The sequence below is a fragment of the Halopiger xanaduensis SH-6 genome (assembly GCF_000217715.1).
GTDB classification, from domain to species: Archaea; Halobacteriota; Halobacteria; order Halobacteriales; family Natrialbaceae; genus Halopiger; species Halopiger xanaduensis.
The window spans coordinates 2,562,907-2,587,847 of record NC_015666.1; the positions used below are offsets into that span (position 1 = coordinate 2,562,907).

Genomic DNA, 24,941 nt, shown 5'->3' on the forward strand with positions numbered 1-24,941 from the left:
ACGATGTATTGAATACGATGAGCACCCAGAAGACCGTCCGTCAGTCCGCCGATACCGTCGAGGAGAACGAGCTCCGTCTCGAGCAGGAGAAGGCCGAGCAGATCGTCGACGCGCTGAACACGGAACTGGCCAACGCCTACGTGCTGTACCACCAGCTCAAGAAACACCACTGGGTCGTCGAAGGCGCCGAGTTCCTCCCGCTGCACGAGTTCCTCGAGGAGGCCTACGAACACGTCGAGGAGGGCGCCGACGAGATCGCCGAGCGCGCCCAGGCGCTGGGCGGCGTCCCCGTCTCCGGCCCGACGAACCTCGAGAAGCGCGCCACCGTCGAGTTCGAGGGCGAAGACGTCTACGACGTCCGGACGATGTTCCGGAACGACCTCGAGATCTACGGGGACATCATCGAGTCGATGCGCGACAGCATCGAACTCGCCGAGAACCTCGGCGACCACGCGACCTCCGAGCTCCTCCGTGAGATCCTCGTCGACCTCGAGGAGGACGGCCACCACTTCGAACACTACCTCGAGGACGACACGTTGGTCCTCGAAGAGGCGACGAAGTAAGGCCGGCTGCAGCCGGAATCCTGGCGGACCGCGTCTAGCGACGGCAGACCGACTCGTTTTTCACTAGTGGACGCCGCCGAACACTCAGTATCGAGGAGGAGAAGCGGAGAGAACGCGGTTGTGTGCCGATGCGCCGGGCTGCAAACGCCGTTTCAGTCCGTCGTTCCGATCCTGATTCCGGTCGGGAACCCGCTTTCAACCGTCGCGTTCACCCCTCGAACGACCAGAACGGCTCGTTCAGGGCTCGAGGTCGACGGCTAGATCGGTCGCGATCCAGCCGTCGGAGTTGTCGCGTTCGGTAAAGACGACCTTGCCGGGGCGGGTCTCGTGACTGGTCACGACCGCCGCCGGCTCCTCGGGTTCTTCGGTCTCGGGATCCTGCCTGCGAGCGGGTACGTCCATCACGCTGAGTTAGGTTGGCCTAATTCTAAAAAGGTTTTGGTCGGCCTAAGTTCTCTGGAACTGTGAGGTTCGCCCGCCGCTCAGTAATTTCGGCGAGGGCGATCCAAATCGGAACACCGAGCGCTCGGACCGAACTCGCGTGGCCTACTTTCAATCCCCTCGGGGGCGTACCGACAACTATGGAGTTCGACGTCATCCGGGGCGACATCGCGAACCGGTCCGCAGACGCGCTCGTCAACGCCGCGGGCACGAGTCTCCGGATGGGCTCGGGCGTCGCCGGCGCGCTCCGACGCGGTGCGGGCGAGGAGATCAACGAGGAAGCGATGGAGACGGGACCGGTCGATCTGGGCGAGGTCGCCGTCACCGACGCGTACGACCTGGACGCCGAGTACGTCATCCACGCCGCGGCGATGCCCCACTACGGGGACGGACAGGCGACCGCGGAGAGCGTCCGCGACGCGACCCGGAACGCGCTCGAGCAGGCCGACGACCTGCGTTGCCGATCGGTCGTACTCCCGGCGCTTGGCTGCGGCGTCGCCGGGTTCGACCTCGCCGAGGGCGCCGAAATCATCGGCGAGGAAATCCGGGAGTACGAGCCGAACGTGCTCGAGGACGTCCGTTTTATCGCCTACAGCGACGAGGAGTACGATACGGTCCGCGCCGCGACGGACAAAGCCGAGCAGTCGGAGACGGCCGAGGAGAGCGAGTCGGATCGATAAACGGTGCTCCGAACTACGACCGATCGCGGATCGTGATATCGAACGTGCCGCCGAGTGCCGTAACCTCGTAGGTTGCTTCGGAATTGAGTTCGAGGCCGAACGTCGATTCGCCGTCGGTCGCCGCGTATGAACTCAGGCTCGTGGGCGCAGTCGTCTCTTGCCGTATCCCGAATTTGGCCCGGCTGCCCTCGGGCGTGAGGGTGACTTCGTATTCGGTCGCCTCCCCGGTTTCGAACGTTTCGCTCTCGTCTCCAGAGAGGCTCGTCGACAGGACAACATCGCCGTCGTCGCCCAGCCGGTCGACAGCGGCAAGACACCCGGCGGTCATCCCTACTGCGGTCACCGCGATCGACGCGAGAAACTGACGCTTATCCATCGGTAGACACGACCCCCTTTACAGCCGTTTTGGTACATAAACTGTAGCGCGATCACAACAGGCCCCGCGAGCCCGAATCGAAATCGAACGGATTACTCGAGCGAGAGTCCGCGAATTTCGACCGAATTTCCGTCCTCGACGCGGCCGATGACCCGTCCGTCGGTTTCGGCGACGAGGTCGTCGGCTCGATCCTCGGGCAGCGCGACGACGAACCCGGTCCCCATGTTGAACGTGCAGTGCATCTCCTCGTCGGTCACGTTGCCCTCCGCCTGCACGAACTCGAAGACCGGCTGGGCCGGCAGCGGGTCGTCGATCACGTACTCGCGCTCGCCCATCCGCAGGAGGTTCGTCCAGCCGCCGCCCGTAACGTGGGCGGCCGCGCGAACGTCGTGCTCGTGCATCGGCTCGAGCAGGTCGGTGTAGATCCGGGTCGGCCGTAGCAGTTCCTCGCCGATGGTCCGCTCGGGATCGAGGGGGAACTCGTCGGTGTACTCGTGGTCGCGCGTGACCGCCTCGCGGGCGAGCGTGAGCCCGTTCGAGTGGATGCCATTGGAGGGGAAGCCGACCAGCGCGTCGCCGACCGCGGCTTCGCCCTCGAGTACCTCGTCCTTCCCAGCCAGCCCGGCGCAGGTCCCCGCGAGGTCGAATCCCTTTACCACTTCGGGCATGACGGCCGTCTCGCCGCCGAGCATCGTCAGATCGGCCTCCTCGAGGCCCACCGCGAGTCCCTCGCCGATCTCGTTGGTGAGGTCCTCGTCGGGTTCGTCGATCGCGAGGTAGTCGACGAACGCGACGGGTTCGACGCCCGCTGCCACGAGGTCGTTGACGTTCATCGCGATGCAGTCGATACCGATCGTCGAGTAGTCCTCGATCGCTTCGGCCACGAGGAGTTTGGTGCCGACGCCGTCCGTGGCGAGTGCCAGATAGCGGTCGCCGATGTCGATCAGGCCGGCGTACTCCGTTCGGAGATCGCTGCCGAAGGCCTCGAGGAGGGCCGCGGTCGCGTCCTCGCTGGCTTCGATGTCGACGCCGGTATCGGCGTAGGTGAGTCGCTCCTCGTCCGCAGCCGCGCTCCCGTCGTCCGCTGGGTCAGTCATGTGTGAACGACCTCTCGGGGTGAGCAAAAGATCACCGGTCCCCGGTCCCCAGTCCGGCAGCGGCGATCCGACACCGATGCCGTCGGGACCCGCGACTCGAGTCCGACGCACCTCGAGCAGGAACGGCTACCGAGAGCTACTGACCGCTGGATAGCGGCAAATACGGCTAAAGATATTTCCGTATCCGAATCGGAGGGGTACGCTGTCACCGACCATGATGGCCACGACTCACGCGCTGATGGGCGTCGCGCTCGTGGCGCTCGTCTTCCCCGAAGTCGGCGCCGCTCCGACGGCGGGGGTCCTCCTGGCGGCGTTCGTCGGCGGGATCGTCCCCGATCTCGATATGGGGGCGGCCCACCGCAAGACGCTGCACTTCCCGGTCTGCCTGCCGGTCGCGACCGCGCTCGTCGGCGGCGGACTCCTCGCGAGCGGCGCGACCGGCGGTCTCGCGCTCGGCCTACTGGCGTTCCTCGTCTCCGCGGCGCTGCACTCGGCGATCGACGTCTTCGGCGGCGGCGTCGAACCGGAACCCTGGAAGCGAACCTCGAACGAAGCCGTCTACAACCACGCGCTCGGACGCTGGCACCGACCGAAGCGGTGGGTGCGATACGCCGGCGCGCCCGAGGATTTCCTACTGGCCGCGGTCTGCGGCACGGTTGCGATCCGCGCCGCGGCGACGACGCCGGCGATCGATCGTCTGCTGCTGGGGACGCTCGCATTTTCGGCCGCGTTCACGCTCGTTCGCAAGCGGATTCCGGACCTCGTCTCCTACGCGAACGCGTCGCTGTCTCACTCCCGATCCTAGTTCGGGCCGTTCGATCGCGACCACGACTACGACCGCGGCGCCGGGGTAGCTTCAAAGGGACGGCGGCCCAACCTCGAGGCGATGCCCGAGGTGACAGCCGAGTGAACCGTCTCCCACTCTGGAAACTGACCCGCAACCCCGTCGGCCGCGCGATCTACGACCGCGTGAGCGGCCGCGGACTGCAGTTCGCTTCCCTCGAGTTGTACCGGCGGCCCGCCGAATCGGACGAGCCGTTCGCCGCGAACGACGACGAGTCTTCGCGCCTCGAGTTCACCGTCCACGAGTCCCCTGCAGGTGTCGACGCCGACGTGCCGTACAAGCCCGACGAGGCCAGCGACGCCGACCTGCTCGTCCTCGGCCGCCTCGAGGGCGACGTAGTGGGACAGGTCTTCCTGAACCGCGACGAAACCGACGTCCACGAACTCGAGGCGCGGCTGTCGATCGACGGCGCGTACGTCTGGCGGCTCTACGTCGACCCCGACTACCGGAATCGGGGATTCGGTTCAAAACTACTCGCAGGGGCGATGGACGCGGTTCGCGATCGGTGGGGGCCTGTAGAGCTGTACGCGCTGATCGCGGACGACAACCTGCCGTCCCGCCGGCTGTTCGAGGGCCACGGATTCGTTCCGGAGTCGCGGTTTCGGTACGTTCGCCTCGGACCGTTCTCGAAGCGCTGGCGCTCGCCGTCGTAGCGGCGGATTGGAGGCATTCGACCGGTCGCTACGAAGGGTTTGATTCGCCACCGTGGCGGTATATTTGTCTATATAGACTACGTCGAATAAATTTATCCCGTCGCTTCCCGATGGCCTAGATGCCTGCCATGAGTGACAGCGAACCGCCGATCGGGTGGGGACGGATCCGGGACTGGCACGCGCGGTCGACCGAATCGGTCGGGTTCTCGGACAACGCGTTCGTCCGGGCCATGAGCCTCGCGGACTACTGCAGCCTCGCGTCGCTGCTGTTCGCCTGGGCCGCCACGCTGCTGATCGTCTCCGGGGACCCGAACTGGGGCGTCGTCGCCATGTTCGGCGCCTTCCTCTTCGACAAACTCGACGGGGCGCTGGCCAGACGCGGCTACGGCTCCGACTACGGCCTCGAGATCGACTCGTTCATCGACGTCTTCACCTACCTGGTGACCGGCGCCTTGCTCTACCACGTCGCGCTCGCGCCGAACGTCGTCGTCAGCGCGGTCGTCGGCTTCGCGATCGTCGCCTTCGGCGGCCTGCGGCTGGTTCGCCACGTCGACGAAGGGTTCGGCTCCGACGACAACGGGAGCTACTACCGCGGGATCACGGTCGTCCACGTCAACGTCGTCGTCGTCCTCGCCTACCTGCTCGCGCAGTTCGGCCCCGGCTGGATCGGCTGGGCCGCCGCACCGGTCGTCGTCGGCCTCTCGCCGTTGATGATCTCGGACTACCGCTGCTACAAGACCGACGTCGGCCACGCGCTGGTCGCGATCGGCGGGATCGCCGCGGCGGTCGTCTGTCTCGCGCTCGAGTTCGGGTACCTATGACTCGAGCGGGAGCGCAGCGAACTCGACCGTGCGGAGCGGATAGTTCGGACGGGCAGGAACGCGTCGGCGGAGTGCGGACGGGCGAGACTCGAGCGGGTTCGAAATCGACACCGAATGCGAAACCGAATTCGGAATCGGAACTGGAGTCACACCGTACCCCCACCGCGACCGTCTCGCTCGATCTCCACGTCCACACGGCGGAGTCCTACGACTGCGACACGCCGCTCGTGGACGTCCTCGAGCGCGCCGCCGACGCCGGCCTCGACGGGATCTGTGTCACCGATCACGACGCGATCGAGCAGTCGCTGGCGGCCGCGACGATCGCCCCCGAATACGGCCTGTTCGCGATCCCCGGCGTCGAGGTGTCGACGCGGGACGGACACGTCCTCGCGCTCGGCGTGGAGACTCGCCCGGAACCGGGCCGTCCGTTCAGCGAGACGGTCACGGAGATCCGCTCGCAGGGCGCCATTGCGATCGTTCCACACCCGTTCCGGCGGAGCCGCCACGGCGTCCCGGCCGACGTTATCGAGGATTGCGACGGTATCGAAGTCCACAACGCGATGTGCGTCACCGGCGTCCGCAACCGGCAGGCTGCCCGGTTCGCCGAAAACCGCGGATTCGCCGGCGTCGCGGGGAGCGACGCACACACCGCCCGTCTGGTCGGGCGGGCGGTGACCGACGTTCACCTCGAGTCGGCAGCGGTACCGGACGGCGATCCGACCGCGATCGATCGTGGTCGTATCCTCGAGGCGATCGCCGACGGCCGGACGACCGTGCGCGGCGGGCTCGCCTCGCCGACGAGCTGCGTTCGCAAGTACGCACAGAACGTCTCCGTCAAGTTTCGGACCGGCGTCCGAACCGGTATCGGCCGGTTGAGAACTGGAAACGTCGAGTAATCCGCGACCGCTACAGGAAGATCACGGCGACCGCGAGCGCGAGGCTCGGCACGAACACGAGCGCGAAGACGCCCTTGTTCCACTCGAGGACCGATCGCCCGTCCAGCGGGCCGAACGGGATCATGTTGAACGCGGCCAGGAAGAGGTTGATCCAGAGCCCCATCTGCCCGATCGTGCCGACGACGCCGGGGAACAGCACCAGCGGGAAGAACAGCAGGGCCAGCAGGAGGTTCGTAATCGGGCCGGCGAGCGCGATGATCGCGTTCTCGCGCTGGGTGATCTGCCCGCGGTGGTAGACGGCGCCCGGCGCGGCGAAGAGGAAGCCGGCCAGCGCGCTCATCAGCGCTAGAAACAGCATCTGGTAGTCCGCGCGGAACTCCGCGATCTGGCCGTACTCGACGGCGACGACCTTGTGGGCCAGTTCGTGCAGCAGGAAGGCGACGCCGACGGTCACCAGACTCAGCCCTGTCATCGTCGCGAGGTAGACCACGTCGATGGCGTTCGTCCGGATCGGCGTTCGCAGCAGGGCGAACGCGAGGCTCAGCGCCAGCCAGGCGACCCCGAGGTCGAACAGTTCCTGGTCGCTGAAGGTCAACTCGGGCTCCGACCGGCGACCGGACCGCGGCGGCGTGCTCACGTCAGCACCTCCCGGAGCAACGCGAGGCTGTTCTCGGCGCCGCGGACGAGTTCGCCCATCAGCGCGTCGACGCCGCCGATGTCGGGGGCCAGCCAGGGGAGCACGATCAGCGGGAAGAGCACGCTGGCGATGATGCTCCCGACGTTCGTCAGCGCGACGATCATGATCAGGCGGAACAGCGGCACGTCGAACATATCCTCGAGCGCCTGCCCGATCGGTCGCTCGGTGTCGTCGACGATCTCGTTTAGCGTCTGGATGTCCCGGACGTTGACCGGCCGGTGTTTGAGTTCGACGTAGCCGGTGAACCAGCCCGGCGCGAGCAGCGGATTGATGCTCGTCAGCCAGGCGACCAGCCCGCCGACGCCGGCGCTGGTCCAGCGCGCGCCGGCGAGTCGGGCCAGCGCGAACGCGAAGGTCCCGTTGAACAGGAACCACGCCGCGAACAGCTTGAGCAGGAAGGCGTTCTGGACGCCCGCCATCACCAGCAGGAAGAAGAACGCGACGAACCCGAACGTCAGGAGGTAGCCGACGAGCTTCGCCGGCGAGAAGCGGCTGCTCGAGGCCGTCCCGGTCAGCGACTCCTTCGCGGGAAGCGTCTCGGGGTTCTGAAGGTAGCGTTCGATGCCGGCCTTGTGTCCGGCGCCGACGATGGCCAGCACGTCGTACCCCTGCTCGCGGAGCTCGTGGAGGTTGTGCGCGATGTAGGCGTCGCGCTCGTCGATCAGGGCGTTGGCTCCGCCGGGGCTGAACTGGCGGAACTCCTCCATCATCGCCGAAACGACGTCGCCGTCGGTCATCTCCTCGATGTCGATCTCGTCGACCTCCTCGACGTCGCCGCTGACCGCGTCGAGGACGACGCCGAGCAGGGCGCCGACGGCGATTCCGACCCCGAGCCCGGCCAGGACGCCGACCGTGCCGCGGATCGCGTAGACCCCGGCACCCTCGAAGGCCGCGGCCGAGACCGGGCCGACGGAGACGCCGGCCGCGACGAACGCGAGACAGGCCGCGGTGCCGGCGAGGACGCTGACGGCCAACTGGCCGGCGAACGTATCGAGGAGTCCGCCCGCCGCTTGGCCCAGCCGCTCGAGCGACGGGAGAAAGAGGAAGCCGCCGACGAGCCCGAGGAGGGCGCCGACGCCGGCCGCGCCGACGTACTGGAGCGTCGTCGACCCCGTGATGCCGAGCATGAGGAGGTCGGCCACGCCGAAGTACGGCGCGAGGAACATGGTGAAGACGAGGCCGAAGAGGACGCCGGCGGCGGCCCCGATCGCGAGGCCGATCGTTCTGGGATCGGTGACGCCGAGCGCGAGCCCGCCGACCATCTTCAACTTCTCGGTGAACGACAACCGCTGCCAGAACCGCTGGATCGTCACCTGAATGTCGCGGTCGACCAGCGCGACGCCGCTGCCGTTGCGCTCCGCGGCGTCGATCCCGGCTTTCATGTCCGCGCCGGGTTCGATGTCGAACTGGTCGCCGAGCCGCGACTGGACGTACGACAGCATCCAGTAGGCCAGGAACTGGAAGACGGTGTTGCCCGAGAGGAGGTCCTTCGCCTCGAGGTCGTCGGGAGTGCCGCCCTGCATCTGGCGGTAGCGTCCTTCGTCGAGTTCGACGGCGACCACGTCGGGTCGTTCCCGATCGACCGCTTCGTGCACGTCGTCGACGCTCGCCTGCGAGACGTGTGCCGTCCCGAGGACGGTGACGGAGCCCTCGTCGTCTTTGGAGGGGGACGCCGGGGGCTCCGGCACGTCGGCGTCGCCTGCATCGCTCATTAGCGGGTAAACTTGGCCCCGACTTTTACCAGTATCGGACTCGACAGTCGTGTCAGCACGGCGCAGGGCGCGACATACTCGCGGGAAACGGGACCGCAGCCTCGAGCGGGACGGTAAGACTCACCTGTCCGCTTTCGAAACGACGGGTAATGACCGATCTCATCGAGACGGTAATCGAGAACCGCGAGATGGTGCAGCCGAACCACGCGAACATGCTCGACGTGGCCCACGGCGGCAACGTGATGAAGTGGATGGACGAGGTGGGTGCGATGTCCGCGATGCGGTTTTCGGGCGAAACCTGCGTCACCGCCCACGTCAACCGGATGGACTTCGAGCGCCCCATCCCGGTCGGCGACACCGCCTACATCACGGCCTACGTCTACGACGCCGGCACCTCGAGCGTCAAGGTCCGGCTGGTCACCGAGCGCGAGGATCTGCGCACTCGAGAGCGGGAGAAGACCACCGAGTCGTACTTCGTCTACGTCGCGATCGACGAGAACAACGAACCGACGGAAGTACCCGACCTGACGGTCTCGACGGACGAAGAAGAGCGGTTACGGCAGGAGGCGCTCGCGGGGGAGAACGGGAACGGTCACGAGCCGAATCACGAGAACGGGAACCACTGAGACTGGTCCGCGCCCCACTGCTTCGGCCACAGTCGCGACCGCAACCGCCTCGACCGCAACTCGATCTCACTCGAACCGAACCGTCTCCGCCCTCGGATCGATCTCGACGCGGCCCCCGATCGGAATCGGCGTCGTCGGCCAAGTGTGGCCGAAGTCGACGTCGAAGGCGATCGGCGCCGCCGGGTTGTACTCGGCGAACACCCCTTCGATCGCTTCCCGCTGTTGCGTCCGATACTGCTCGCGTCGCTCCGCCGGTCGATCCTCGAGATGCGACCGTGCCGCCGGGCGTCCGACGAGGACGCCCGCGAACCGCTCGAGCAGTCCGCGCTCGCCCAGCGCGCGAAGGACGCCTTCGACCCAGGACGGCGCCGGCAGTTCCTCCGACGTTTCGATCGCCAGAACCGTCCCGTCGAGCACGTTGTCGTCGGGCAAGTACCGGTCGGCGAGGAACTGTTGATTGAGGATCTCGAGACAGCCGCCCCAGACACGCCCCGACACGGGGTCGTCTCCGCCGGCCCACCGCCAGCCGGGGTTGGGTTCGGTGTCGCGGGGCTCCTCGAGCGAGTCCGGGTCCGCCCAGTCGCCCGGTTCGTCGGTGAACCGATCGGCGGGCCGGAGCTCGCCGAACGACTCCTCGAAGAACGCTCGCTCGGCGTACTCGACGGTGTGGTCGAACATCGCACCGTCCATCGCCAGTTCGGTGAAGACGCAGGGCCCGTAGTAGGAAACGATGCCGAGGTTCCACAGGTACAGCGCGACGTTCGTGTTGTCGCTGTAGCCGTAGAACCGGGTCGGATTCTCTTGGAGGACGTCGGGCTCTAAGTGCTCGAGGACGCGGATCTGGTCGTTGCCGCCGATGAGCGCGATAACGCCGTCGATATCGGGGTCCGCGAATGCGTCGATCAGATCCCGGGCCCGCGCTTCGGGATCGTCGGCCAGGGCGTCCGGCGCCATCGAGACGGTCGGGTACTCGACCGGCTCGAGGTCGAACACCTCGCGCAGCCGCTCGAGGCCGAGGTCGTAGACGTGGGGGAACTCGTCGGTGGGGTTCGAAGACGGTGCGACGACCGCGATCTTGCTACCGCGCTCGAGCGGCGGCGGGGTGACGAACGATGACATCGGTCGCTGCTACCACTGACGGACGTATCGAATAAATAACTGGATGTTGCGCCATCGGCGGCCGACGGTACCGCGGCTCGCGTCGCGGCCGACGGAGAATTAGCGGCGCTACTCGTCGGCGGTTCGATTCTTCGCCTTCTCGACGTACTCGCCGGCGGTGTCGCGGGTTTCGGCTACGAGTGCGCCGACGAGTCCGCCGATCGCGCCGCCGGTACTCGCCGCGTTCCGACTGAACAGGGCCCCGATGCCGGCACCGATACCGGCGCCGATGGCCGCGTATCGCGCGCGTCGTACGACGGTCGTGATTTTCGCTTTCATGTGTCGTATATAGGGGCTGATACGGGTAAATATGTTTGGTCGAGTTACAGTCACGCCGACTGACCGGGCGACGGCGCTCAGAGGATCGTCTCGACTTCGGCCAGCGACTCGAGGACGTAGTCCGGGTCGACGGCCGACTCGGCGAGGTCGGCCCGATCCGTGACGCCGGTGAGCACGACGGCGGTGGTCATCCCCGCACGGGCGCCGAGTTCGATGTCGGTGTCGAGGCGGTCCCCGACGACCAGCGTCTCCTCGGGATCCGGATCGTCCAGCAGCTCCACGGCCGCCTCGGCGGCCGTTGCGGAGGGTTTGCCGAGGATGGCGTCCGGCTCGCGGCCGGCGACGGCTTCCATCGCGGCGAGGATCGCCCCCGAGCCCGGAATCGCACCGTCGTCGACCGGGATCGTCGTATCCGGATCAGTGCCGTAGAAGGGGACGTCGCCCTCGAGCGCCCGTAGCGCTTCCCGGAGCGCGTCGTAGGAGAACTCGTCGTCGAACGAGCCGACGACGACGTCGGCCGCGTCGGGATCCGCGGTGAGGGCGACGCCCGCTTCCTCGAGCAGTTCCTCGAGCCGACGCCCGCCGACGAGGTAGACCGCGTCGTCGGGGTGGATGTCGGCGAGGTACGCGGCGGTGATCGTCGCCGAGGTGAGCACGCGTTCTGGATCGACGTCGACGCCGAAGGGGGCGAGTTTCTCGCGGTAGTGGTCGCCGCCCCGCGTCGGATTGTTCGAACAGAGGACCCAGGAACAGCCCGCGTCCTCGAGGGCGCGGATGCCGTCGGTTGCGCCGGGCAGGAGTTCGTCGCCCCGAATGATCGTCCCGTCCACATCCAGAATCGCCGCCTCGTAGTCGCTCATCGGTCGGTGATACGGGCGAGGACCGATTGAGTGTTGGGGAGCGCGGAAGCGGTGGGGGAAGGGTGACGGCTCTCAGTCCGATCGCTCGAGTTCGGGTTCGGGTTCCGGGTCGGACCCGGCGCCGAGCTCGAGGTCTTCGGTGTCGACTCCGGCCCGATCGGCGCGCTCGTTGGCGTCGATCAGGCGCTCGAGTTTCGCCTCGAACTCCTCGTCGGAGAGGTCGCCCGCGGCGTAGCGCTCCTGCAGTTGGGTGACGGGATCGCGGTCGTCGGCCGCTGCGGACGCCGTCGCGGTGCGATCGGCGTCGGTCTCGGCCGACCGCGCTTGCGCATCGTCGGTCTCTTCCGATCGCGTGAGACCCCAGACAAGTATGAAACTGAGAACGAGCAGCGCCAGCGTTAAGACACCGTACACCGGTCCGGCCAGCACGAACGCCGCGATGACCAGCACGTCACCTAAGACGAACTTGATCGCGAAGAGTTCCGTGAGACTGTAACTTCGGCCGCCGGTCTCACTGGCCATACAGGACGTACCACGGCCGGACGAATAACTGTAGGGATACGACCACGTTCGACGACGCGCCGATCCGACCGCGAGCGCGCGAGGTGAGAATTCTTATCCTTCGACCCGGCCTACGGACAGGTATGACACTCGAGGTCGAACCCCCCGAGCCGCCGGAACTGGAGTTCGTCGACCCGAACGAGTACGACGACGCGACGATCAGCGCCGACGGCGACGTCGACTACCGCCGCGAGGAACTCCAGGAGTTCCTCGAGACCGGCGCCTGGGAGGAGGCGTTCGACGCGTGGCGCGAAGACACCGATCTCGAGGACCGGGAGTACGAGATCGCCCAGGATCTGGAACTGTTCTCGCAGTTCGACTTCTTCTGGGACGACTTCGCCGATCGCGTCGGCTACCACGCCCCCGGGATTCCGGAGGACTGGCAGGCCCGCGAGTACCACCCCGACCTCGACACGTGGGGGACTGTCTCCTCGATCAACGCGGAACTCACGGAGTTCGGCCAGATCGTCTCGGAGGTACTCAAGGAGGAGTACATCGACTGGGAAGCCGAATACGAACCGCCGGAGGATCTGCCGGATTTCGACTGAACAGACTGGCCGGCCGCGTTGGGGCGTGGACTCCGACGGCTTCGAAAAGAGACGCGCGTGAGCTAGTGTGATCGACCGCGTACTCGAGTCGAACGCGACTACTCGCGGGCGACCGCGATGTTTCTCACGACCCCGTCACACTCGGGACAGGACTCGAGCGACTCGGCCGTTTCTCGGTGGCCACAATCGCGACATTCGTAGTACGATCGGTCGGGTGAGTACGGATCCGTGTAGACCATAGTGGAATGGGAACTAGTACCACGGAAAAGAATTGTCCTCAAAGGCTCTAGTACCGATTCGCACAATCTTATTCGCATAAATCCGATTAATTATCGACCGTTCGTCAAATTCTTGGCAGTCGGGCACGAGCGAATCGCACCATATTCAGTCGCTGGCGAACAGAAGAAATCGGCCGCCTCGAGTTCAGTATCCGGCGATCGATGGCTAACGTACAGGAATAACGACCGTTGAAATCGCTGACCAATCGTCAGGCGAAAGCGAGGCGTAAGCGGCGCGACGCTCGAGCGTCGGAATGTCCCGCTTTCGCCCGCCTCGTCGGCTGACGGCCTAATCGATACTTAGCCCGTCCACTCGCCGCCGATATCGCCGGCGATGTTCGTTCGCCACTGATCGAACCGGTGCTCGCACGGTTCGTTCTCGTCGATGTGGTCGACGAATCCAGCGCCCGGTGACTGGAGTTCGTCCCCGCAGAAGGGACAGACGATCGGATCGACCCACTCTCGAGTACTGTTCGTCGACATAGTGAATCGACGTACTCGAGTGTCCTATATAAGGTTCCGCTGTATATATTCAATATACCTAGATCGCCATAAAATATCCCTAGAAAATCCGTTGAAACCGGACGATCGACGGGTGTCGTGACGGCGACCGGTGTCAGCGACGCAGGCCGCAACCGGTGGTTTCTCGTCGGCCGCTTGCGCTATATTGGACAGGAACGCGATGGAATCGGTATCGACGATGGTCCGACGGCTCGCCCGGTTCGACGTCCTCGCGCTGACGGCCGCGATCTGGTTTCTCGCGAAGTTGCTCCGGTACGCGTTTCCGCCGCTGTTCGGCGCCTTCCAGACGAGTTACGGCGTCTCGAACGCCACCCTCGGAACCGCGTTTACCGGCTTCATGCTCGTCTACGCGGCCATGCAGTTCCCCTCGGGCGTCCTCGCGGACCGGCTCGGCTCGGTTGCCGTCGTGACGGCGGGCGCCGCGATCGCGGCGACCGCGGCGCTGACCCTGATCATCGACGCGCCGTTTCTCGTCCTCGTCGCGGCGATGCTCGTCATGGGCGCGGGCACCGGCACACACAAGACCGTCTCCGTCCGGCTCCTCTCTCGAGCCTACCCCGCCCGGACGGGCAGAGCGCTCGGCGTGTTCGACACGGTCGGCACGTTCAGCGGCGTCGTCGCGCCGACCGCGGTCGTCACGGTCGCCGGACTCTCCTTCGCGTTCGGCGAGAGCTGGCGACTGATCTTTCTGCTCGCGGGGGTTGTTGGACTCACACTCGCCGTCCTATTTCGCGTTCGGGTTCCGAAACGGGTGCCGACCGAGGCGACGGCCGACGGAGCGGCCAGCGGTTTCGACGCGATCGACATCGGCACGTACGCCCGTCTCTTTCGCGACCGGCGGTTCTCGACGTTCGCCCTTCTGACGATACTGTTTTCCTTCACCTACAACGGGCTCGTGGCGTTCGTCCCGCTGTACCTGACGGACGCGGCCGGGTTCGCGGATGCGACCGCTGGCGTCCTCTACAGTGCGTTCTTCCTGGCGAGCCTGGTCCAGCTCGGCACCGGCGAACTCAGCGATCGACTCGGTCGGCTCCCGATCATCGCGGGTCTGCTCGCCGTCGCGACAGCTGCGCTGATCGCGTTTATCTCGCTGACCGGGACCGCCGGCCCGATCCTCCTCGGCGGCACGCTCGTCGCCGTCGGCGTCGGCTCGCACGGGTTCCGGCCCGTCAGGGGCGCGTATCTCATGACGGTCATTCCGGACGACGTCGCCGGCGGCGGGCTCGGCGTCGTCCGAACGATGCTGATGGGAGCGGGCGCACTCGCGCCGGCGATCGTCGGGACGGTCTCGGAACTCGCCGGCTTCCGACCGGCGTTCTGGCTCCTGGCGGCGTCGGTAACCGGTGCGACCGTCCTCGCGGTGTTCCTTCTGGTGACGGACCATCGCAGCGATCGATAGCGTCTCGCCGCAGGCTCGCCGCCGTAGTCCACCTCGAGCAGTCGTTTGACGGCTCGAATCGTTCGCCCCCGTGAACGCGTTCGCTACCTCAACGGACCGACCGTTCCTGAGCGGTGAATATTATTTCTGATTCGAGTACAAATCTCTATCTACCAGAGCTCGTATAATTATATAGCGAATACTGAACCGCTCTTAATCCCGTATAGAAAGTATGTAGGCCATATATCTGATTTCGTCGAGATAGGTTATGACACACATCGATCAAAATATGCATGTTTATATGTCGAGGTAATCCGGTGCTACGTATATGTCCGAAACCGGGACGGAGACCCGTCCACTGGCGACGCGGCTTCCCGATCCGACCGACGCATCGAACGTCCGCTACAACCCCTCCCTCGAGGAACTGCGCGAGCTCGCCGCCCCCGCGGAGACGACGACCGAGTTTGGCTCGCCCTCCTACGTCAGCGAGGTCCGGTCCCGAAGCGCCGACCGGACGAAAAACGCCGTCGACCACGAGTTTACCGACCGCGATCACGATCTGCTCGAGGCCGCGGTCGACCGCGCGGGCGACCGCGAGATGGTCTGCGTCGATCGGTTGATGGGCCGCCACCCCGACGCGACCTTCTGCTGTCGCCTGTTCGTCCCCGTCGACCACGCGCGGATCGCGCTCGCGTGGGCGAACCTCTTCGAGCCCGCCGACGGCCGCGAGCCGGACCTCTACACCGTGCAGGACCCGGACTACGACGAGACCGCGATCCGCGTGCTCCCCGACGAAGGCGTGACCGCCGTCCTCGGCACGGACTACATCGGCGAGGCCAAGAAGTCGTTCCTCCGGCTGTTCATGTACCGGATCAAGCAGCGGGGCGGGCTCGGCCTCCACGCCGGCAGCAAGCGCGTCCGCGTCCGCGACGCCGACGGCGACCTCCGGACCGTCGGGCAGGTCTTCATGGGCCTCTCGGCGACCGGCAAGTCGACGCTCACCTCCCACGGCTGCTGGCTCGAGGACCCCGAGGACGCCTCGATGTTGCAGGATGACGTCTGCGGACTCCTGCCGGACGGCACGGTCGCCGGCAGCGAAGGCGAGGGGCTGTTCATCAAGACCATCGGTCTCGACCCGGAGGAACAGCCCGAACTCTACGCGGCCGCAACCCACGAGTCGGCGGTCCTCGAGAACGTCGCCGTCGACGACGACGGGAACGTCCACTTCGACGAGGATCGCTACACGTCCAACTCCCGGGCGATCGTCCGGCGCGACCGGCTCGAGAGCGCCGACGAGGAGATCGACCTCGAGCGGCTCGATCAGATCTTTTTCATCACCCGGAATCCGCTGATGCCGCCGGTCGCGAAGTTGGACGACCGGGAGGCCGCCGTCGCGTTCATGCTCGGCGAGTCGATCGAGACCAGCGCCGGCGACCCCTCACGCGCGGGCGAATCGATTCGCGTCGTCGGGACGAATCCGTTCATTATCGGCTCCGAAGGCGAGGAAGGGAACATCTTCCAAGACCTTATCGACGAGCTGGATGCCGAGTGCTATATCATCAACACGGGCTATCTCGGCGACGAATCCAAAGACATCGGCGTCGAGGAATCGGTGACGATCCTGACCGAAGCCGCCCGCGGGACGATCGAGTGGACCGACGACGAGCGCACCGGGCTGACGATTCCCGATTCCGTGCCCGGGCTGGACGTCGAGGAGTACTACGTCCCGGACCACGTCGACGACTACGAGGACGCGGCCGCCGACCTGCGAGCGGAGCGCCGCGCGTACCTCGAGCAGTTTGAGGACCTGCGCGAGGAGATCACGGACGCCGTGTACTGAGCCGGGCGGATTCGCCGTCTGTCGATTGGGAAGAACGGTCATCCAGTTCTTTGAGCACTCATGTCAGCGAACAGCGGCAGCGATTGCCGCACAAGAGTAGCGTTATATGCGTGCAGTTCTCACGGTCCCCTAATGAGTGCACAGGTCCGAGCGCCGACGGCTCGCGTATGCGAGCGGTGCGAGCGCGCCGAATACTGGGACGAGGAACTCGAAGCATGGCAGATCGACGACGACGACGACGACGGCGAGAAGCAGGTCGGAAACCCGCACTGTCTACACGAGTGGGACATCAACGGCGCATTTAATCCGGTCGTCGACGACGCCTAACTCCCCGTCTCGCCCGATTTGGGGTCTCGAGGAAGCGGAATCGAACGACGAGGCGACGAAGGATCCTTTTTGAGCGGTCCCGACGTAGCCGCCGATAATGCCGACGGTCTACATCACGGCACCGCCGGACCGCGCCGACGAACTCGCCGAACGGCTGGTCGACGAGCGATTGGCCGCCTGCGTCAACCGACTGTCGACCACCTCGACGTACCGCTGGGAGGGCGAAATCCACCACGACGACGAGGTCGTTCTGCTCGCGAAGACCACCGACGAGGCCTACGACGACCTCGCCGACCGCGTCCGCGAACTGCATCCCTACGACGTGCCGTGTATCGAACGGTTCGACGAAGCTGATTTGCTCGAGTCGTTCGCGGAGTGGCGCGCGGAGAGCGTCGACGGGGGCGACTGACGGAGCGGAGGTTGCGAAGCACGGGTTCGAGGAGAGACGAGGGATCGGTCGATCGATGTACGTGAGCCTATCACAGGCGACGACTGCCCGAAAAAGCAACCCTTAAAACTCGCGCACGGGTTGTGACAGGTATGGCTGGAACCATCGAAGTGCTCGTTCCGGGTGGCCAGGCCGATCCCGGCCCGCCGCTCGGTCCCGAGCTCGGACCGACGCCCGTCGACGTACAGGCGGTCGTCCAGGAGATTAACGACCAAACCGAAGCGTTCGACGGCACGGAAGTTCCCGTCACCGTCGACTACGAGGACGACGGCTCGTTCTCGATCGACGTCGGCGTCCCGCCGACGGCGGAACTGATCAAGGACGAGGCCGGCTTCGAGACCGGCAGCGGCGAACCCCAGAAGGACTTCGTCGCCGACCTGTCCGTCGATCAGGTCAAGCAGATCGCCGAGCAGAAACACCCCGACCTGCTCGCCTACGACACGAAAAACGCCGCGAAGGAAGTCGTCGGCACCTGCGCCTCGATGGGCGTGACCATCGAGGGCAACGACGCTCGAGAGTTCAAGCAGCGAGTCGACGACGGCGAGTACGACGACGTTCTCGCCGAATAACGGTTCTGGTCCGGTTCGGAAACCGCCCGACGGGCTCGTTTTCTGCCGTTCCGACCGTGCCGTGCGATAGCGACGACTCGAAAGCCGCCGGCTCGGCCGGCCCGGACACCCACCTCGCGAGTGTAACAGTTCGAGGGCGTCAAACGGACGTCGGATGATTTTTCAGCGCGTAGCGACGGTAGTTACCGACCGATCGACGGCCGTATCGACGACTGATGCCTCGAGCCGAACGGCGAAAACGCAGGAGAAACGAGATCGAACGAGCGAGAACGCAGCGGCCAGAACGCCGCTCAGATCTTGTTCGCGGGCGGCACGGTTCGCTCGTCGGGTCGCGTCGATCCGCGGGCGGCGAACAGGGTTCGCGCCCCGGCGCCGACTCCGAGTGCAGCGGCGAGGACGGCGAGGGCGATTGTCGCCTCGAGTGCGCCCCCGGCTGCCCCGGCGAGGAGGCTACCGACGAGAACGCCGGTGGACAGGCGGTCGTCGCCGACTCGAGCCGCGATCGATTGGCCGATCGCGACGAGGCCGACGGCCGAAAGCGGCGGCAGCGTTGCGAGCCCGAGGACGACCAGCGGAATGCCGAAGAAGACCCCGACGCTCTCGCCGGAGATGAGGTAGCCGGTCCCCGCGAGGGAGGCGACGACGAGCGCGGCCGGCAGTCCGATACAGATCGAAATGACCGGACTCCGCCGGGCGGTGTGGACCGAGCGGGAGCCGTACCCTTGCACGAGTCCGAGGACGAGTAGCGCGAGCAGTGCCGCTGCGAGGAATTGTCCGCCCGCACGCACGGGAAGCGCGAGCGATCGATAGGCCTCGATCCACTCGGCGCCCAGAGACGCGAGCGGGCCGGTCGTCGCCGTTCCGGCGCCGCCAACCGCGTATAAACTTTCTGGCCACATACGTCTACAACGACGGTTCAGTCTAATATTACCTTTGGTTGGCGTAAGTCGTTATCGCGGATCGTTCACACTTCCGTGGGTGACGACCCGTTTTCGCGTCGACCGCTGCGAGTTCGAGCGCGGTCGCGTATCGAGTGTGACAGCGCCGCACGCTACCGGTTGGACGGACGAACGAAGAACGCAGTTCGACGGGTTTAAGTTCGACATGGCATTTTCTTCAACAGAGACAGGCCTAGCCTGTTTCACTGACCCGTAGGAGCAACCCTGCGTACTACGGAGGTGAACGATGGCAGATTCGGATATTGAAACCGCAGTGGCTCGCGCACTCGAGGAGTCGCCGAACCGGAACTTTACCGAGACGGTGGACCTCGCGATCAACTTGCGCGACCTTGACCTGAACGAACCGTCGAACCGTGTTGACGAGTCCGTCGTGCTCCCGTCCGGAACCGGACAGGAGACGCGAATCGTCGTCATCGCCGAAGGAGAAACCGCCGTCCGCGCCGAGGAGGTCGCGGACGAGGTCCTTTCGGGTGACGACGTGGCCGACCTTGACGACGACGAAGCCAAGGACATGGCCGACGAGACGGACTTCTTCATCGCCGAAGAGGCGATGATGCAAGACATCGCCCGGCACCTGGGTACCATTCTCGGTCCCCGAGGGAAGATGCCGGACCCGCTCTCGCCCGACGAGGACGTCGTCGAGACCGTCAACCGGCTCAAGAACACCGTGCAGCTTCGCTCGGGTGACCGACGTACGTTCCACACGCTCGTCGGCTCCGAGGAGATGGACGCCGAGGACGTCGCCGACAACATCGACGTCATCCTGCGACGCCTGCACGCCGACCTCGAGAAGGGGCCCCAGAACATCGACGCCGTTTACGTAAAGACGACGATGGGGCCGTCCGTGGAGGTGGCTTAAGATGAGCGCACAGGCTGAACGCAAAACCGAGAACCTTCCCCAGTGGAAGCGAGAAGAGGTCGACGAACTCGCCGACCTGCTGGCCGACTACGAGAGCGTCGGCATCGTCGGTCTCACCGGCATCCCCTCGAAGCAGCTGCAGGACATGCGCCGCGATCTGTACGGTACCGCGGAACTGCGCGTCAGCCGCAACACCCTGCAGATCCGCGCGCTCGAGGACGCCGGCTACGACGACCTCGTCGACCACGTCGAGGGTCACGTCGGGCTCGTCGCGACGAACGACAACCCCTTCACCCTCTACAAGGAGCTCGAGGCGTCCAAGACGCCCGCTCCGATCAACGAAGGGGAAGTCGCCCCGAACGACATCGTCATCCCCGAGGGTGACACCGGGATCGACCCCGGTCCGTTCGTCGGCGAACTGCAGAGCATCGGCGCGAACGCGCGCATCGAGGACGGTTCGATCCAGGTCATGGAGGACTCGACGGTCCTCGAGGCCGGCGAGGAAGTCTCTGCGGATCTGGCCAACGTCCTCAACGAACTGGGTATCGAGCCCAAGGAAGTCGGGCTCGACCTGCGCGCCGTCATCGCCGACGGCGTGCTCTTCGACCCCGAGGACCTCGACATCGACGTCGAGGCCTACGAGAGCGACATTTCGACGGCCGCTGCTCGCGCTCGGAACCTCGCGATCAACGCGGAGTACCCGACCGCGGCGACGGCGCCGACGCTCATCGCCAAGGCCACGGGCGAGGCCAAGAGCCTCGGCCTGCAGGCCGCGATCGAGGACGAAGACCTCATGCCCGACCTCGTCAGCAAGGCCGACGCACAGCTCCGTGCGCTCGCGGCCCAGATCGATGACGAGGAAGCCCTGCCCGAGGAACTGCAGGACGTCGAGGCGCCCGCTGCCGAAGCTGACGCTGCGGCCGCCGACGAAGACGAGGGCGAGGACGAATCGGCAGACGAAGACGCTGACACCGAGGCCGGCGACGCCGACACCGACGATGATGACGAAGACGACGGTGACGGCGCGGCCGGTCTCGGCGAAATGTTCGGCTAACGACCACTAACGGAGGATACAACAATGGAATACGTATACGCTGCACTCATCCTGAACGAATCGGGCGAAGAGATCAACGAAGACAACCTCACCGACGTGCTCGACGCCGCCGGCGTCGACGTCGAAGAGTCCCGTGTCAAGGCGCTCGTCGCCGCACTCGAGGACGTCGACATCGACGACGCGGTCGAAGAAGCCGCTGCCGTCCCCGCCGGCGGAGCCGCCGCGGGCGGTGCCGCTGCCGGCGGCGCCGAAGGCGGTGACGAGGAAGAGGAAGCCGAAGAAACCAGCGACGTCCCGGACACGACGGACGACGACGAGGACGACGACGAAGACGAGGGCGCCGGCGGCGAAGGCCTCGGCGAGCTCTTCGGCTAAGTCGGTTCCGACGAGTTAGACAACCTTCCGATTTTTTGGCGCTAGTCAGGTTCCGAGAGCGACGGCATCGTGCAGTCTCCAACTCGAACTCGAGCACCGCCGCGTAGCCGAGCGTGTGAGACGCGCGAGATGCGTCGTTGGCCCGATTCTTTACGTCGGTCCAGTCGCCACGCTACGGTGAGACGAATCGAATGCCCGACCTAGTGATCTATCGCCGCGAGGTCCGATGTCGCTGAGCTACCTCGGATTTCACGCGGTGTTTCTCTGTCCGCCGATCCTCGTGCTGGGCTGGCTCACGTACCGACGGGTTGGATTGTCGCAGACGCGACGACGGTGGCGCCGGCGAGTCGGAACCGGGCTGGCGATCATCGTCGCTCTCGCGGTCGTCTACACCACCCCGTGGACGAATCTGCTGATCCCGCGGGGCGTGTGGTGGTACGGCGAGGGCGTCGTCCGCGGAACGATCTGGCACACGCCGCTCGAGGAGTACCTCTTTTTCGTGCTCCAGCCGATTCTGACCGCGCTCGTGTTGGTTCTGGTGGGGTTTCGGCTGTCGGCGTCCGATCGGTCGTCGAGAGTGGAACTGAGGTTACCGAGACGACATCGCATCGCCGGCGCAACTGCCGGCCTCGCCGTCACCGTTGTCGGCTGGGCGCTGCTGGGGCCGGGCTCGACCGAGACCTACTACCTCGGCGCGCTGCTGTTGTGGGCCGGCCCGATCCTCGCCCTTCAGTGGGCCGTCGGCGCAACCTACCTCTGGGCGAACCGACGGCTCGTCGCGCTCGCGATCGGACTCCCGACGCTCTACCTCTGGCTCGCCGACCGGATCGCCCTCGAGCGGGGGCTCTGGCACATTTCCGAAACGCACACGACCGGCTACGCGCTCGCCGGGTTGCCGCTCGAGGAGGCGCTCTTCTTCCTGGTGACGAACGCCTTCGTGGTCCAGGGGATCGTCCTCTACGCGTGGGTGGTCGAGCGGGCGGACGAACTGCCCTCGCTCGTTGATCTCAGACGGATGGGGCGCCGCTCGAGTTGGCTGGCGCAGAAGGTTCAGAGGGAGCGAGAGCCGGAGCCAGAACCAGAATTGGAACCGGAACCGAACCCCGACGCGGACCTGACCGATGCTCCCTGACGCGGCGAACCGGGCGACACCGGAGACGGGGGCGGCGACTGCCCGCCGACGAGCGGCGTATGCGAGCCACGCTGCGGGACTGTTCACAATCATTTTTGGGCTCACGATCGGCGTCACGGGCGACTCGATCCCGCTGGCCTACCAGTACGCGCCGCTGGCCGCCAGCGTCGTCGTGCTGGGGCTCCCTCACGGCGCCGTCGACCACCTCGTCCTGCCGCGTTCGCGGGGACGCCCCGTCACGTCGCGAGCGCTGGCGGCCGTCGGAGGCTGCTATCTCGCGATCGGCGGCGCCTACGCGGCTCTCTGGTTCGTCGCCCCCGCGGTCTCGTTCGCGCTGTTCATCCTCCTCACGCTCGTCCACTGGGGTCAGGGCGACGTCTACGCGCTGTGCGAACTGACCGACGTTAGCTATCTCGAGACGCCCGCTCACAAGGGACTCGCGCTCGTCGTCCGCGGCGGCCTCCCGATGCTCGTGCCGCTCGTCGCCTTCCCCGACCAGTACGCGTTCGTCGCGGGCACCCTCGTCGGCCTGTTCGACCCCGGCGCGGCGGCCGCGCTCGAGGGCGCGTTCCGGCCGACGGTTCGATACGCTGTGGCCGTCGGCTTCGGGGCGCTCATCGCCGCGACGCTCGCGCTCGGCTACCGCCGGACGGACGCCCTCGAGCCCTGGCTGATCGACGCGGGCGAGACGCTCGGCCTCACGGCCTTCTTCGCCGCCGTGCCGCCGATCCTCGCGATCGGCCTCTACTTCACCGGCTGGCACTCGGTGCGGCACATCGTTCGGACGCTGCTGATCGACGACGCCGCAGTCGCGGCGCTGGCCGACGGCGACGCTCGGGGCGCGATCGGTCGCTTCGCGCGCGACGCCGCGCCGTTGACGGCCGGGTCACTGGTCGTCTTCGCCGCGCTGGCGGTCGCCGTCCCGCGGACGCCCGCGACCGTTCCCGACGCGGCCGCGCTGTATCTGGTCGGCGTCGCCGTGCTGACGCTGCCCCACGTCGTCGTGGTGTCGTTGCTGGATCTCGAGCAGGGACTGTGGACCGCGCGGTAGCGCGACCGACGCGTTCTGAGTGCGAATTTAAGTACGAACGAGCGACCAGCACGAGCGATGGTCGGGTCAGTTACGCCGGCGATAGCCGCGTCAGTCGCGCCGATCGATCTGGCCGCCGATCCGCGGCTGACGGCGCAGTTGCTGGCGTGGACGCTCGCCGGCTGTCTGCTCGGGAGCTGCAGCGGGCTCGTGCCGGGCCTGCACGCCAACAACTTCGCGCTCCTGCTGGCCGGCGTCGCGCCAGCGGTGCCGGGCCCGCCGCTGTTCGTCGGCTGCGCGATGCTCGCGGCCGGCGTCGTCCACACCTTCCTGAACGCCGTCCCCGCGATGGCGCTGGGCGTGCCGGACGCCGAGATGGCGATCACCGCACTCCCGGGCCACCGGATGGTCCTCGAGGGTCGGGGGTACGAGGCGATCCGCCTCTCCGCGCTGGGGAGTATCCTCGCCGTCCTCGCGGCCGTTCCGCTCGCGGTGCCGATCACGCGGGGCGTAACGGCCGTCTATCCGACAGTCCGGGCACACCTGTCGCTCGTACTGGCCGCGGTCGTCGTCGCGCTGATCGCCTCGGAGCGCACCTCGCGCCGGATGGTCGGCGGAACACTCTCGTTCGCGCTCGCCGCCGGCCTCGGCTGGCTCACGCTAGATCTCGAGCCGAACGCGCCCCTCGAGGCCGGCGGCACGCTCGCGCCGCTGTTCGCGGGTCTGTTCGGCGCGCCGGTGTTGATCGACGCGATTTTCGGGACCGGGATTCCGCCGCAGGAGGGTGACGGTATCGCGGCGTCGAAACGACTCGTCGGAACCACGGCTCTCGCAGGCGCGCTAGCGGGGGCCGTCGTCGGCTACATTCCGGGCGTCTCGGCGGCCATCGCCGCCGTCGCAGTGCTGGTGGTCGTCCCCGGCGGCGCCAGCGACCGCGGGTATATCGTCGCGACCAGCGGCGTTGACACGGCGAACACGATCTTCGCACTGTTCGCGCTGGTCGCTATCGGCCAGCCCCGGACCGGCGTGATGGTTGCCTTCGAGCGCGTGAACGCACCCCTCGAGTTGCCGATCCTGATCGCGAGCGTCGTAATCGCCGGCCTGCTGGGATTCGTCCTCGTGATCGTCGTCGGCGACGCCTACCTCGAGGTAGTCGGACGGCTCACCTACTGGAAGCTGTCGGCGGCCGTTCTGGCGCTGTTGCTGGTCCTCTCCCTGCTGTTTGCCGGTCCTATCGGCATCGCTATTTTCGTCGTCGCGACGGCGATCGGACTGGTTCCGGTCCGATTGCGGGCGCGGCGCGTGCACCTGATGGGCGTGCTGATCGGGCCGTTGCTCTTCGGGTTCTGAGACGACGG

The 24,941-nt window shown here is 66.3% G+C and carries 31 protein-coding genes; 19 read left to right on the forward strand and 12 right to left on the reverse strand.

What is annotated here, in order from left to right; all coding sequences use genetic code 11:
* Nucleotides 1–17 precede the first annotated feature (17 nt).
* The gene (gene dpsA, locus HALXA_RS12425) at nucleotides 18–563 is read left to right on the forward strand and encodes a DNA starvation/stationary phase protection protein DpsA (protein ID WP_013880724.1); all 546 of its coding nucleotides are present in this window, start codon (nucleotides 18–20) and stop codon (nucleotides 561–563) included.
* A gap of 237 nt (nucleotides 564–800) precedes the next feature.
* Here dpsA and HALXA_RS22150 read toward each other — a convergent pair whose 3' ends face one another.
* Complete coding sequence (locus HALXA_RS22150) at nucleotides 801–965, reverse strand: DUF7331 family protein (RefSeq protein WP_013880725.1); 165 nt, start codon at nucleotides 963–965, stop codon at nucleotides 801–803.
* A gap of 179 nt (nucleotides 966–1,144) precedes the next feature.
* Here HALXA_RS22150 and HALXA_RS12430 point away from each other — a divergent pair, with 179 nt between their 5' ends.
* A complete protein-coding gene (locus tag HALXA_RS12430) occupies nucleotides 1,145–1,684 on the forward strand; it encodes a macro domain-containing protein (protein ID WP_013880726.1) in 540 nt (179 codons plus the stop codon).
* 13 nt (nucleotides 1,685–1,697) lie between these two features.
* Here the strand turns inward: HALXA_RS12430 and HALXA_RS12435 are convergent, their stop codons facing one another.
* Both HALXA_RS12435 and purM read right to left on the reverse strand, forming a co-directional pair.
* Nucleotides 1,698–2,060 carry a hypothetical protein gene (locus HALXA_RS12435; RefSeq protein ID WP_013880727.1) on the reverse strand — a complete coding sequence of 121 codons (363 nt, stop codon included), beginning with the start codon at nucleotides 2,058–2,060 and terminating at the stop codon, nucleotides 1,698–1,700.
* 92 nt (nucleotides 2,061–2,152) lie between these two features.
* On the reverse strand, nucleotides 2,153–3,157 hold the full coding sequence (purM, locus tag HALXA_RS12440) for a phosphoribosylformylglycinamidine cyclo-ligase (protein WP_013880728.1): 1,005 nt from the start codon (nucleotides 3,155–3,157) through the stop codon (nucleotides 2,153–2,155).
* A gap of 217 nt (nucleotides 3,158–3,374) precedes the next feature.
* Here purM and HALXA_RS22155 point away from each other — a divergent pair, with 217 nt between their 5' ends.
* The 4 genes from HALXA_RS22155 (at nucleotide 3,375) to HALXA_RS12460 (ending at nucleotide 6,371) form a co-directional block, all read left to right on the forward strand.
* On the forward strand, nucleotides 3,375–3,962 hold the full coding sequence (locus HALXA_RS22155) for a metal-dependent hydrolase (protein WP_171814673.1): 588 nt from the start codon (nucleotides 3,375–3,377) through the stop codon (nucleotides 3,960–3,962).
* 101 nt (nucleotides 3,963–4,063) lie between these two features.
* Nucleotides 4,064–4,654, forward strand: a complete 591-nt coding sequence (locus tag HALXA_RS22160; protein ID WP_013880730.1) for a GNAT family N-acetyltransferase — start codon at nucleotides 4,064–4,066, stop codon at nucleotides 4,652–4,654.
* A 128-nt stretch (nucleotides 4,655–4,782) separates the two neighbouring features.
* Nucleotides 4,783–5,475, forward strand: coding sequence for a CDP-alcohol phosphatidyltransferase family protein (locus tag HALXA_RS12455; protein WP_049895302.1), 693 nt, complete (start codon nucleotides 4,783–4,785; stop codon nucleotides 5,473–5,475).
* Entirely contained in the window at nucleotides 5,472–6,371 is a 900-nt protein-coding gene (locus HALXA_RS12460; RefSeq protein WP_013880732.1) for a CehA/McbA family metallohydrolase, read from the forward strand. Before HALXA_RS12455 ends, HALXA_RS12460 begins: the two co-directional genes overlap by 4 nt.
* Nucleotides 6,372–6,381: 10 nt before the next feature.
* Here HALXA_RS12460 and HALXA_RS12465 read toward each other — a convergent pair whose 3' ends face one another.
* Together HALXA_RS12465 and HALXA_RS12470 are read right to left on the reverse strand one after the other, a co-directional pair.
* Entirely contained in the window at nucleotides 6,382–7,008 is a 627-nt protein-coding gene (locus HALXA_RS12465) for a Zn-dependent protease (RefSeq protein WP_013880733.1), read from the reverse strand.
* Nucleotides 7,005–8,780, reverse strand: coding sequence for a TraB/GumN family protein (locus tag HALXA_RS12470; RefSeq protein ID WP_013880734.1), 1,776 nt, complete (start codon nucleotides 8,778–8,780; stop codon nucleotides 7,005–7,007). Before HALXA_RS12470 ends, HALXA_RS12465 begins: the two co-directional genes overlap by 4 nt.
* Nucleotides 8,781–8,929: 149 nt before the next feature.
* On the opposite strand from HALXA_RS12470, the gene HALXA_RS12475 reads away from it, so the two are divergent.
* Nucleotides 8,930–9,406, forward strand: a complete 477-nt coding sequence (locus HALXA_RS12475; protein ID WP_013880735.1) for an acyl-CoA thioesterase — start codon at nucleotides 8,930–8,932, stop codon at nucleotides 9,404–9,406.
* 66 nt (nucleotides 9,407–9,472) lie between these two features.
* On the opposite strand, the gene HALXA_RS12480 is transcribed toward HALXA_RS12475, so the two are convergent.
* The 4 genes from HALXA_RS12480 to HALXA_RS12495 all read right to left on the reverse strand — a co-directional run bounded on the left by HALXA_RS12480 (nucleotide 9,473) and on the right by HALXA_RS12495 (nucleotide 12,225).
* A complete protein-coding gene (locus HALXA_RS12480; RefSeq protein WP_013880736.1) occupies nucleotides 9,473–10,525 on the reverse strand; it encodes a S66 family peptidase in 1,053 nt (350 codons plus the stop codon).
* 108 nt (nucleotides 10,526–10,633) lie between these two features.
* Nucleotides 10,634–10,843, reverse strand: a complete 210-nt coding sequence (locus HALXA_RS12485) for a YMGG-like glycine zipper-containing protein (RefSeq protein ID WP_013880737.1) — start codon at nucleotides 10,841–10,843, stop codon at nucleotides 10,634–10,636.
* A gap of 77 nt (nucleotides 10,844–10,920) precedes the next feature.
* The gene (locus HALXA_RS12490) at nucleotides 10,921–11,703 is read right to left on the reverse strand and encodes an HAD-IIA family hydrolase (RefSeq protein ID WP_013880738.1); all 783 of its coding nucleotides are present in this window, start codon (nucleotides 11,701–11,703) and stop codon (nucleotides 10,921–10,923) included.
* Between the two features lie 72 nt (nucleotides 11,704–11,775).
* A complete protein-coding gene (locus HALXA_RS12495; protein WP_013880739.1) occupies nucleotides 11,776–12,225 on the reverse strand; it encodes an SHOCT domain-containing protein in 450 nt (149 codons plus the stop codon).
* A gap of 122 nt (nucleotides 12,226–12,347) precedes the next feature.
* Here HALXA_RS12495 and HALXA_RS12500 point away from each other — a divergent pair, with 122 nt between their 5' ends.
* Nucleotides 12,348–12,812, forward strand: coding sequence for a hypothetical protein (locus HALXA_RS12500; protein WP_013880740.1), 465 nt, complete (start codon nucleotides 12,348–12,350; stop codon nucleotides 12,810–12,812).
* Nucleotides 12,813–12,910: 98 nt separating this feature from the next.
* Here HALXA_RS12500 and HALXA_RS22820 read toward each other — a convergent pair whose 3' ends face one another.
* Together HALXA_RS22820 and HALXA_RS12505 are read right to left on the reverse strand one after the other, a co-directional pair.
* A complete protein-coding gene (locus HALXA_RS22820) occupies nucleotides 12,911–13,051 on the reverse strand; it encodes a rubrerythrin-like domain-containing protein (RefSeq protein ID WP_013880741.1) in 141 nt (46 codons plus the stop codon).
* 339 nt (nucleotides 13,052–13,390) lie between these two features.
* Nucleotides 13,391–13,573, reverse strand: a complete 183-nt coding sequence (locus HALXA_RS12505) for a DUF7501 family protein (RefSeq protein ID WP_013880742.1) — start codon at nucleotides 13,571–13,573, stop codon at nucleotides 13,391–13,393.
* A gap of 199 nt (nucleotides 13,574–13,772) precedes the next feature.
* On the opposite strand from HALXA_RS12505, the gene HALXA_RS12510 reads away from it, so the two are divergent.
* The 5 genes from HALXA_RS12510 (at nucleotide 13,773) to HALXA_RS12530 (ending at nucleotide 18,174) form a co-directional block, all read left to right on the forward strand.
* Nucleotides 13,773–15,011, forward strand: coding sequence for an MFS transporter (locus tag HALXA_RS12510; RefSeq protein ID WP_049895304.1), 1,239 nt, complete (start codon nucleotides 13,773–13,775; stop codon nucleotides 15,009–15,011).
* Nucleotides 15,012–15,318: 307 nt separating this feature from the next.
* Entirely contained in the window at nucleotides 15,319–16,830 is a 1,512-nt protein-coding gene (locus HALXA_RS12515; protein WP_013880744.1) for a phosphoenolpyruvate carboxykinase (ATP), read from the forward strand.
* 132 nt (nucleotides 16,831–16,962) lie between these two features.
* Nucleotides 16,963–17,157, forward strand: coding sequence for an HEWD family protein (locus HALXA_RS12520; RefSeq protein WP_013880745.1), 195 nt, complete (start codon nucleotides 16,963–16,965; stop codon nucleotides 17,155–17,157).
* 97 nt (nucleotides 17,158–17,254) lie between these two features.
* The gene (gene cutA / locus HALXA_RS12525; RefSeq protein ID WP_013880746.1) at nucleotides 17,255–17,566 is read left to right on the forward strand and encodes a divalent-cation tolerance protein CutA; all 312 of its coding nucleotides are present in this window, start codon (nucleotides 17,255–17,257) and stop codon (nucleotides 17,564–17,566) included.
* Between the two features lie 131 nt (nucleotides 17,567–17,697).
* A complete protein-coding gene (locus HALXA_RS12530; protein ID WP_013880747.1) occupies nucleotides 17,698–18,174 on the forward strand; it encodes a 50S ribosomal protein L11 in 477 nt (158 codons plus the stop codon).
* A 290-nt stretch (nucleotides 18,175–18,464) separates the two neighbouring features.
* On the opposite strand, the gene HALXA_RS12535 is transcribed toward HALXA_RS12530, so the two are convergent.
* Nucleotides 18,465–19,073 (reverse strand): hypothetical protein, encoded by a 609-nt coding sequence (locus HALXA_RS12535; RefSeq protein WP_013880748.1) that lies wholly within the window; start codon nucleotides 19,071–19,073, stop codon nucleotides 18,465–18,467.
* Between the two features lie 286 nt (nucleotides 19,074–19,359).
* Between HALXA_RS12535 and HALXA_RS12540 the strand changes: the two genes are divergently transcribed.
* The 6 genes from HALXA_RS12540 (at nucleotide 19,360) to HALXA_RS12565 (ending at nucleotide 24,933) form a co-directional block, all read left to right on the forward strand.
* A complete protein-coding gene (locus tag HALXA_RS12540; protein WP_013880749.1) occupies nucleotides 19,360–19,992 on the forward strand; it encodes a 50S ribosomal protein L1 in 633 nt (210 codons plus the stop codon).
* A 1-nt stretch (nucleotide 19,993) separates the two neighbouring features.
* Nucleotides 19,994–21,046, forward strand: a complete 1,053-nt coding sequence (locus HALXA_RS12545) for a 50S ribosomal protein L10 (RefSeq protein WP_013880750.1) — start codon at nucleotides 19,994–19,996, stop codon at nucleotides 21,044–21,046.
* A gap of 24 nt (nucleotides 21,047–21,070) precedes the next feature.
* Nucleotides 21,071–21,421 (forward strand): 50S ribosomal protein P1, encoded by a 351-nt coding sequence (gene rpl12p, locus HALXA_RS12550; RefSeq protein WP_013880751.1) that lies wholly within the window; start codon nucleotides 21,071–21,073, stop codon nucleotides 21,419–21,421.
* Between the two features lie 226 nt (nucleotides 21,422–21,647).
* Nucleotides 21,648–22,553, forward strand: a complete 906-nt coding sequence (locus HALXA_RS12555; protein ID WP_013880752.1) for a lycopene cyclase domain-containing protein — start codon at nucleotides 21,648–21,650, stop codon at nucleotides 22,551–22,553.
* Nucleotides 22,543–23,604: a Brp/Blh family beta-carotene 15,15'-dioxygenase gene (locus HALXA_RS12560; RefSeq protein WP_013880753.1), complete on the forward strand. Its 1,062-nt coding sequence runs from the start codon at nucleotides 22,543–22,545 to the stop codon at nucleotides 23,602–23,604. The genes HALXA_RS12555 and HALXA_RS12560 overlap by 11 nt, the downstream gene beginning before the upstream one ends.
* A 57-nt stretch (nucleotides 23,605–23,661) precedes the next feature.
* On the forward strand, nucleotides 23,662–24,933 hold the full coding sequence (locus HALXA_RS12565; RefSeq protein WP_013880754.1) for a tripartite tricarboxylate transporter permease: 1,272 nt from the start codon (nucleotides 23,662–23,664) through the stop codon (nucleotides 24,931–24,933).
* Nucleotides 24,934–24,941: the final 8 nt, after the last annotated feature.

What these genes read in the sequence shown, in the direction of transcription:
- HALXA_RS22820 (WP_013880741.1), bottom strand. Translation starts at nt 13,051, where the DNA reads ATGGTCTACACGGATCCGTACTCACCCGACCGATCGTACTACGAATGT.
- purM (WP_013880728.1), bottom strand. Translation starts at nt 3,157, where the DNA reads ATGACTGACCCAGCGGACGACGGGAGCGCGGCTGCGGACGAGGAGCGA.
- HALXA_RS12530 (WP_013880747.1), top strand. Translation starts at nt 17,698, where the DNA reads ATGGCTGGAACCATCGAAGTGCTCGTTCCGGGTGGCCAGGCCGATCCC.
- HALXA_RS22155 (WP_171814673.1), top strand. Translation starts at nt 3,375, where the DNA reads ATGGCCACGACTCACGCGCTGATGGGCGTCGCGCTCGTGGCGCTCGTC.
- cutA (WP_013880746.1), top strand. Translation starts at nt 17,255, where the DNA reads ATGCCGACGGTCTACATCACGGCACCGCCGGACCGCGCCGACGAACTC.
- HALXA_RS12495 (WP_013880739.1), bottom strand. Translation starts at nt 12,225, where the DNA reads ATGGCCAGTGAGACCGGCGGCCGAAGTTACAGTCTCACGGAACTCTTC.
- HALXA_RS12480 (WP_013880736.1), bottom strand. Translation starts at nt 10,525, where the DNA reads ATGTCATCGTTCGTCACCCCGCCGCCGCTCGAGCGCGGTAGCAAGATC.
- HALXA_RS12485 (WP_013880737.1), bottom strand. Translation starts at nt 10,843, where the DNA reads ATGAAAGCGAAAATCACGACCGTCGTACGACGCGCGCGATACGCGGCC.
- rpl12p (WP_013880751.1), top strand. Translation starts at nt 21,071, where the DNA reads ATGGAATACGTATACGCTGCACTCATCCTGAACGAATCGGGCGAAGAG.
- HALXA_RS12470 (WP_013880734.1), bottom strand. Translation starts at nt 8,780, where the DNA reads ATGAGCGATGCAGGCGACGCCGACGTGCCGGAGCCCCCGGCGTCCCCC.
- dpsA (WP_013880724.1), top strand. Translation starts at nt 18, where the DNA reads ATGAGCACCCAGAAGACCGTCCGTCAGTCCGCCGATACCGTCGAGGAG.
- HALXA_RS12545 (WP_013880750.1), top strand. Translation starts at nt 19,994, where the DNA reads ATGAGCGCACAGGCTGAACGCAAAACCGAGAACCTTCCCCAGTGGAAG.
- HALXA_RS12460 (WP_013880732.1), top strand. Translation starts at nt 5,472, where the DNA reads ATGACTCGAGCGGGAGCGCAGCGAACTCGACCGTGCGGAGCGGATAGT.
- HALXA_RS12455 (WP_049895302.1), top strand. Translation starts at nt 4,783, where the DNA reads ATGAGTGACAGCGAACCGCCGATCGGGTGGGGACGGATCCGGGACTGG.
- HALXA_RS12490 (WP_013880738.1), bottom strand. Translation starts at nt 11,703, where the DNA reads ATGAGCGACTACGAGGCGGCGATTCTGGATGTGGACGGGACGATCATT.
- HALXA_RS12540 (WP_013880749.1), top strand. Translation starts at nt 19,360, where the DNA reads ATGGCAGATTCGGATATTGAAACCGCAGTGGCTCGCGCACTCGAGGAG.
- HALXA_RS12505 (WP_013880742.1), bottom strand. Translation starts at nt 13,573, where the DNA reads ATGTCGACGAACAGTACTCGAGAGTGGGTCGATCCGATCGTCTGTCCC.
- HALXA_RS12565 (WP_013880754.1), top strand. Translation starts at nt 23,662, where the DNA reads ATGGTCGGGTCAGTTACGCCGGCGATAGCCGCGTCAGTCGCGCCGATC.
- HALXA_RS12510 (WP_049895304.1), top strand. Translation starts at nt 13,773, where the DNA reads ATGGAATCGGTATCGACGATGGTCCGACGGCTCGCCCGGTTCGACGTC.
- HALXA_RS12435 (WP_013880727.1), bottom strand. Translation starts at nt 2,060, where the DNA reads ATGGATAAGCGTCAGTTTCTCGCGTCGATCGCGGTGACCGCAGTAGGG.
- HALXA_RS12555 (WP_013880752.1), top strand. Translation starts at nt 21,648, where the DNA reads ATGTCGCTGAGCTACCTCGGATTTCACGCGGTGTTTCTCTGTCCGCCG.
- HALXA_RS12560 (WP_013880753.1), top strand. Translation starts at nt 22,543, where the DNA reads ATGCTCCCTGACGCGGCGAACCGGGCGACACCGGAGACGGGGGCGGCG.
- HALXA_RS12430 (WP_013880726.1), top strand. Translation starts at nt 1,145, where the DNA reads ATGGAGTTCGACGTCATCCGGGGCGACATCGCGAACCGGTCCGCAGAC.
- HALXA_RS12520 (WP_013880745.1), top strand. Translation starts at nt 16,963, where the DNA reads ATGAGTGCACAGGTCCGAGCGCCGACGGCTCGCGTATGCGAGCGGTGC.
- HALXA_RS12500 (WP_013880740.1), top strand. Translation starts at nt 12,348, where the DNA reads ATGACACTCGAGGTCGAACCCCCCGAGCCGCCGGAACTGGAGTTCGTC.
- HALXA_RS12535 (WP_013880748.1), bottom strand. Translation starts at nt 19,073, where the DNA reads ATGTGGCCAGAAAGTTTATACGCGGTTGGCGGCGCCGGAACGGCGACG.
- HALXA_RS12475 (WP_013880735.1), top strand. Translation starts at nt 8,930, where the DNA reads ATGACCGATCTCATCGAGACGGTAATCGAGAACCGCGAGATGGTGCAG.
- HALXA_RS22150 (WP_013880725.1), bottom strand. Translation starts at nt 965, where the DNA reads ATGGACGTACCCGCTCGCAGGCAGGATCCCGAGACCGAAGAACCCGAG.
- HALXA_RS12515 (WP_013880744.1), top strand. Translation starts at nt 15,319, where the DNA reads ATGTCCGAAACCGGGACGGAGACCCGTCCACTGGCGACGCGGCTTCCC.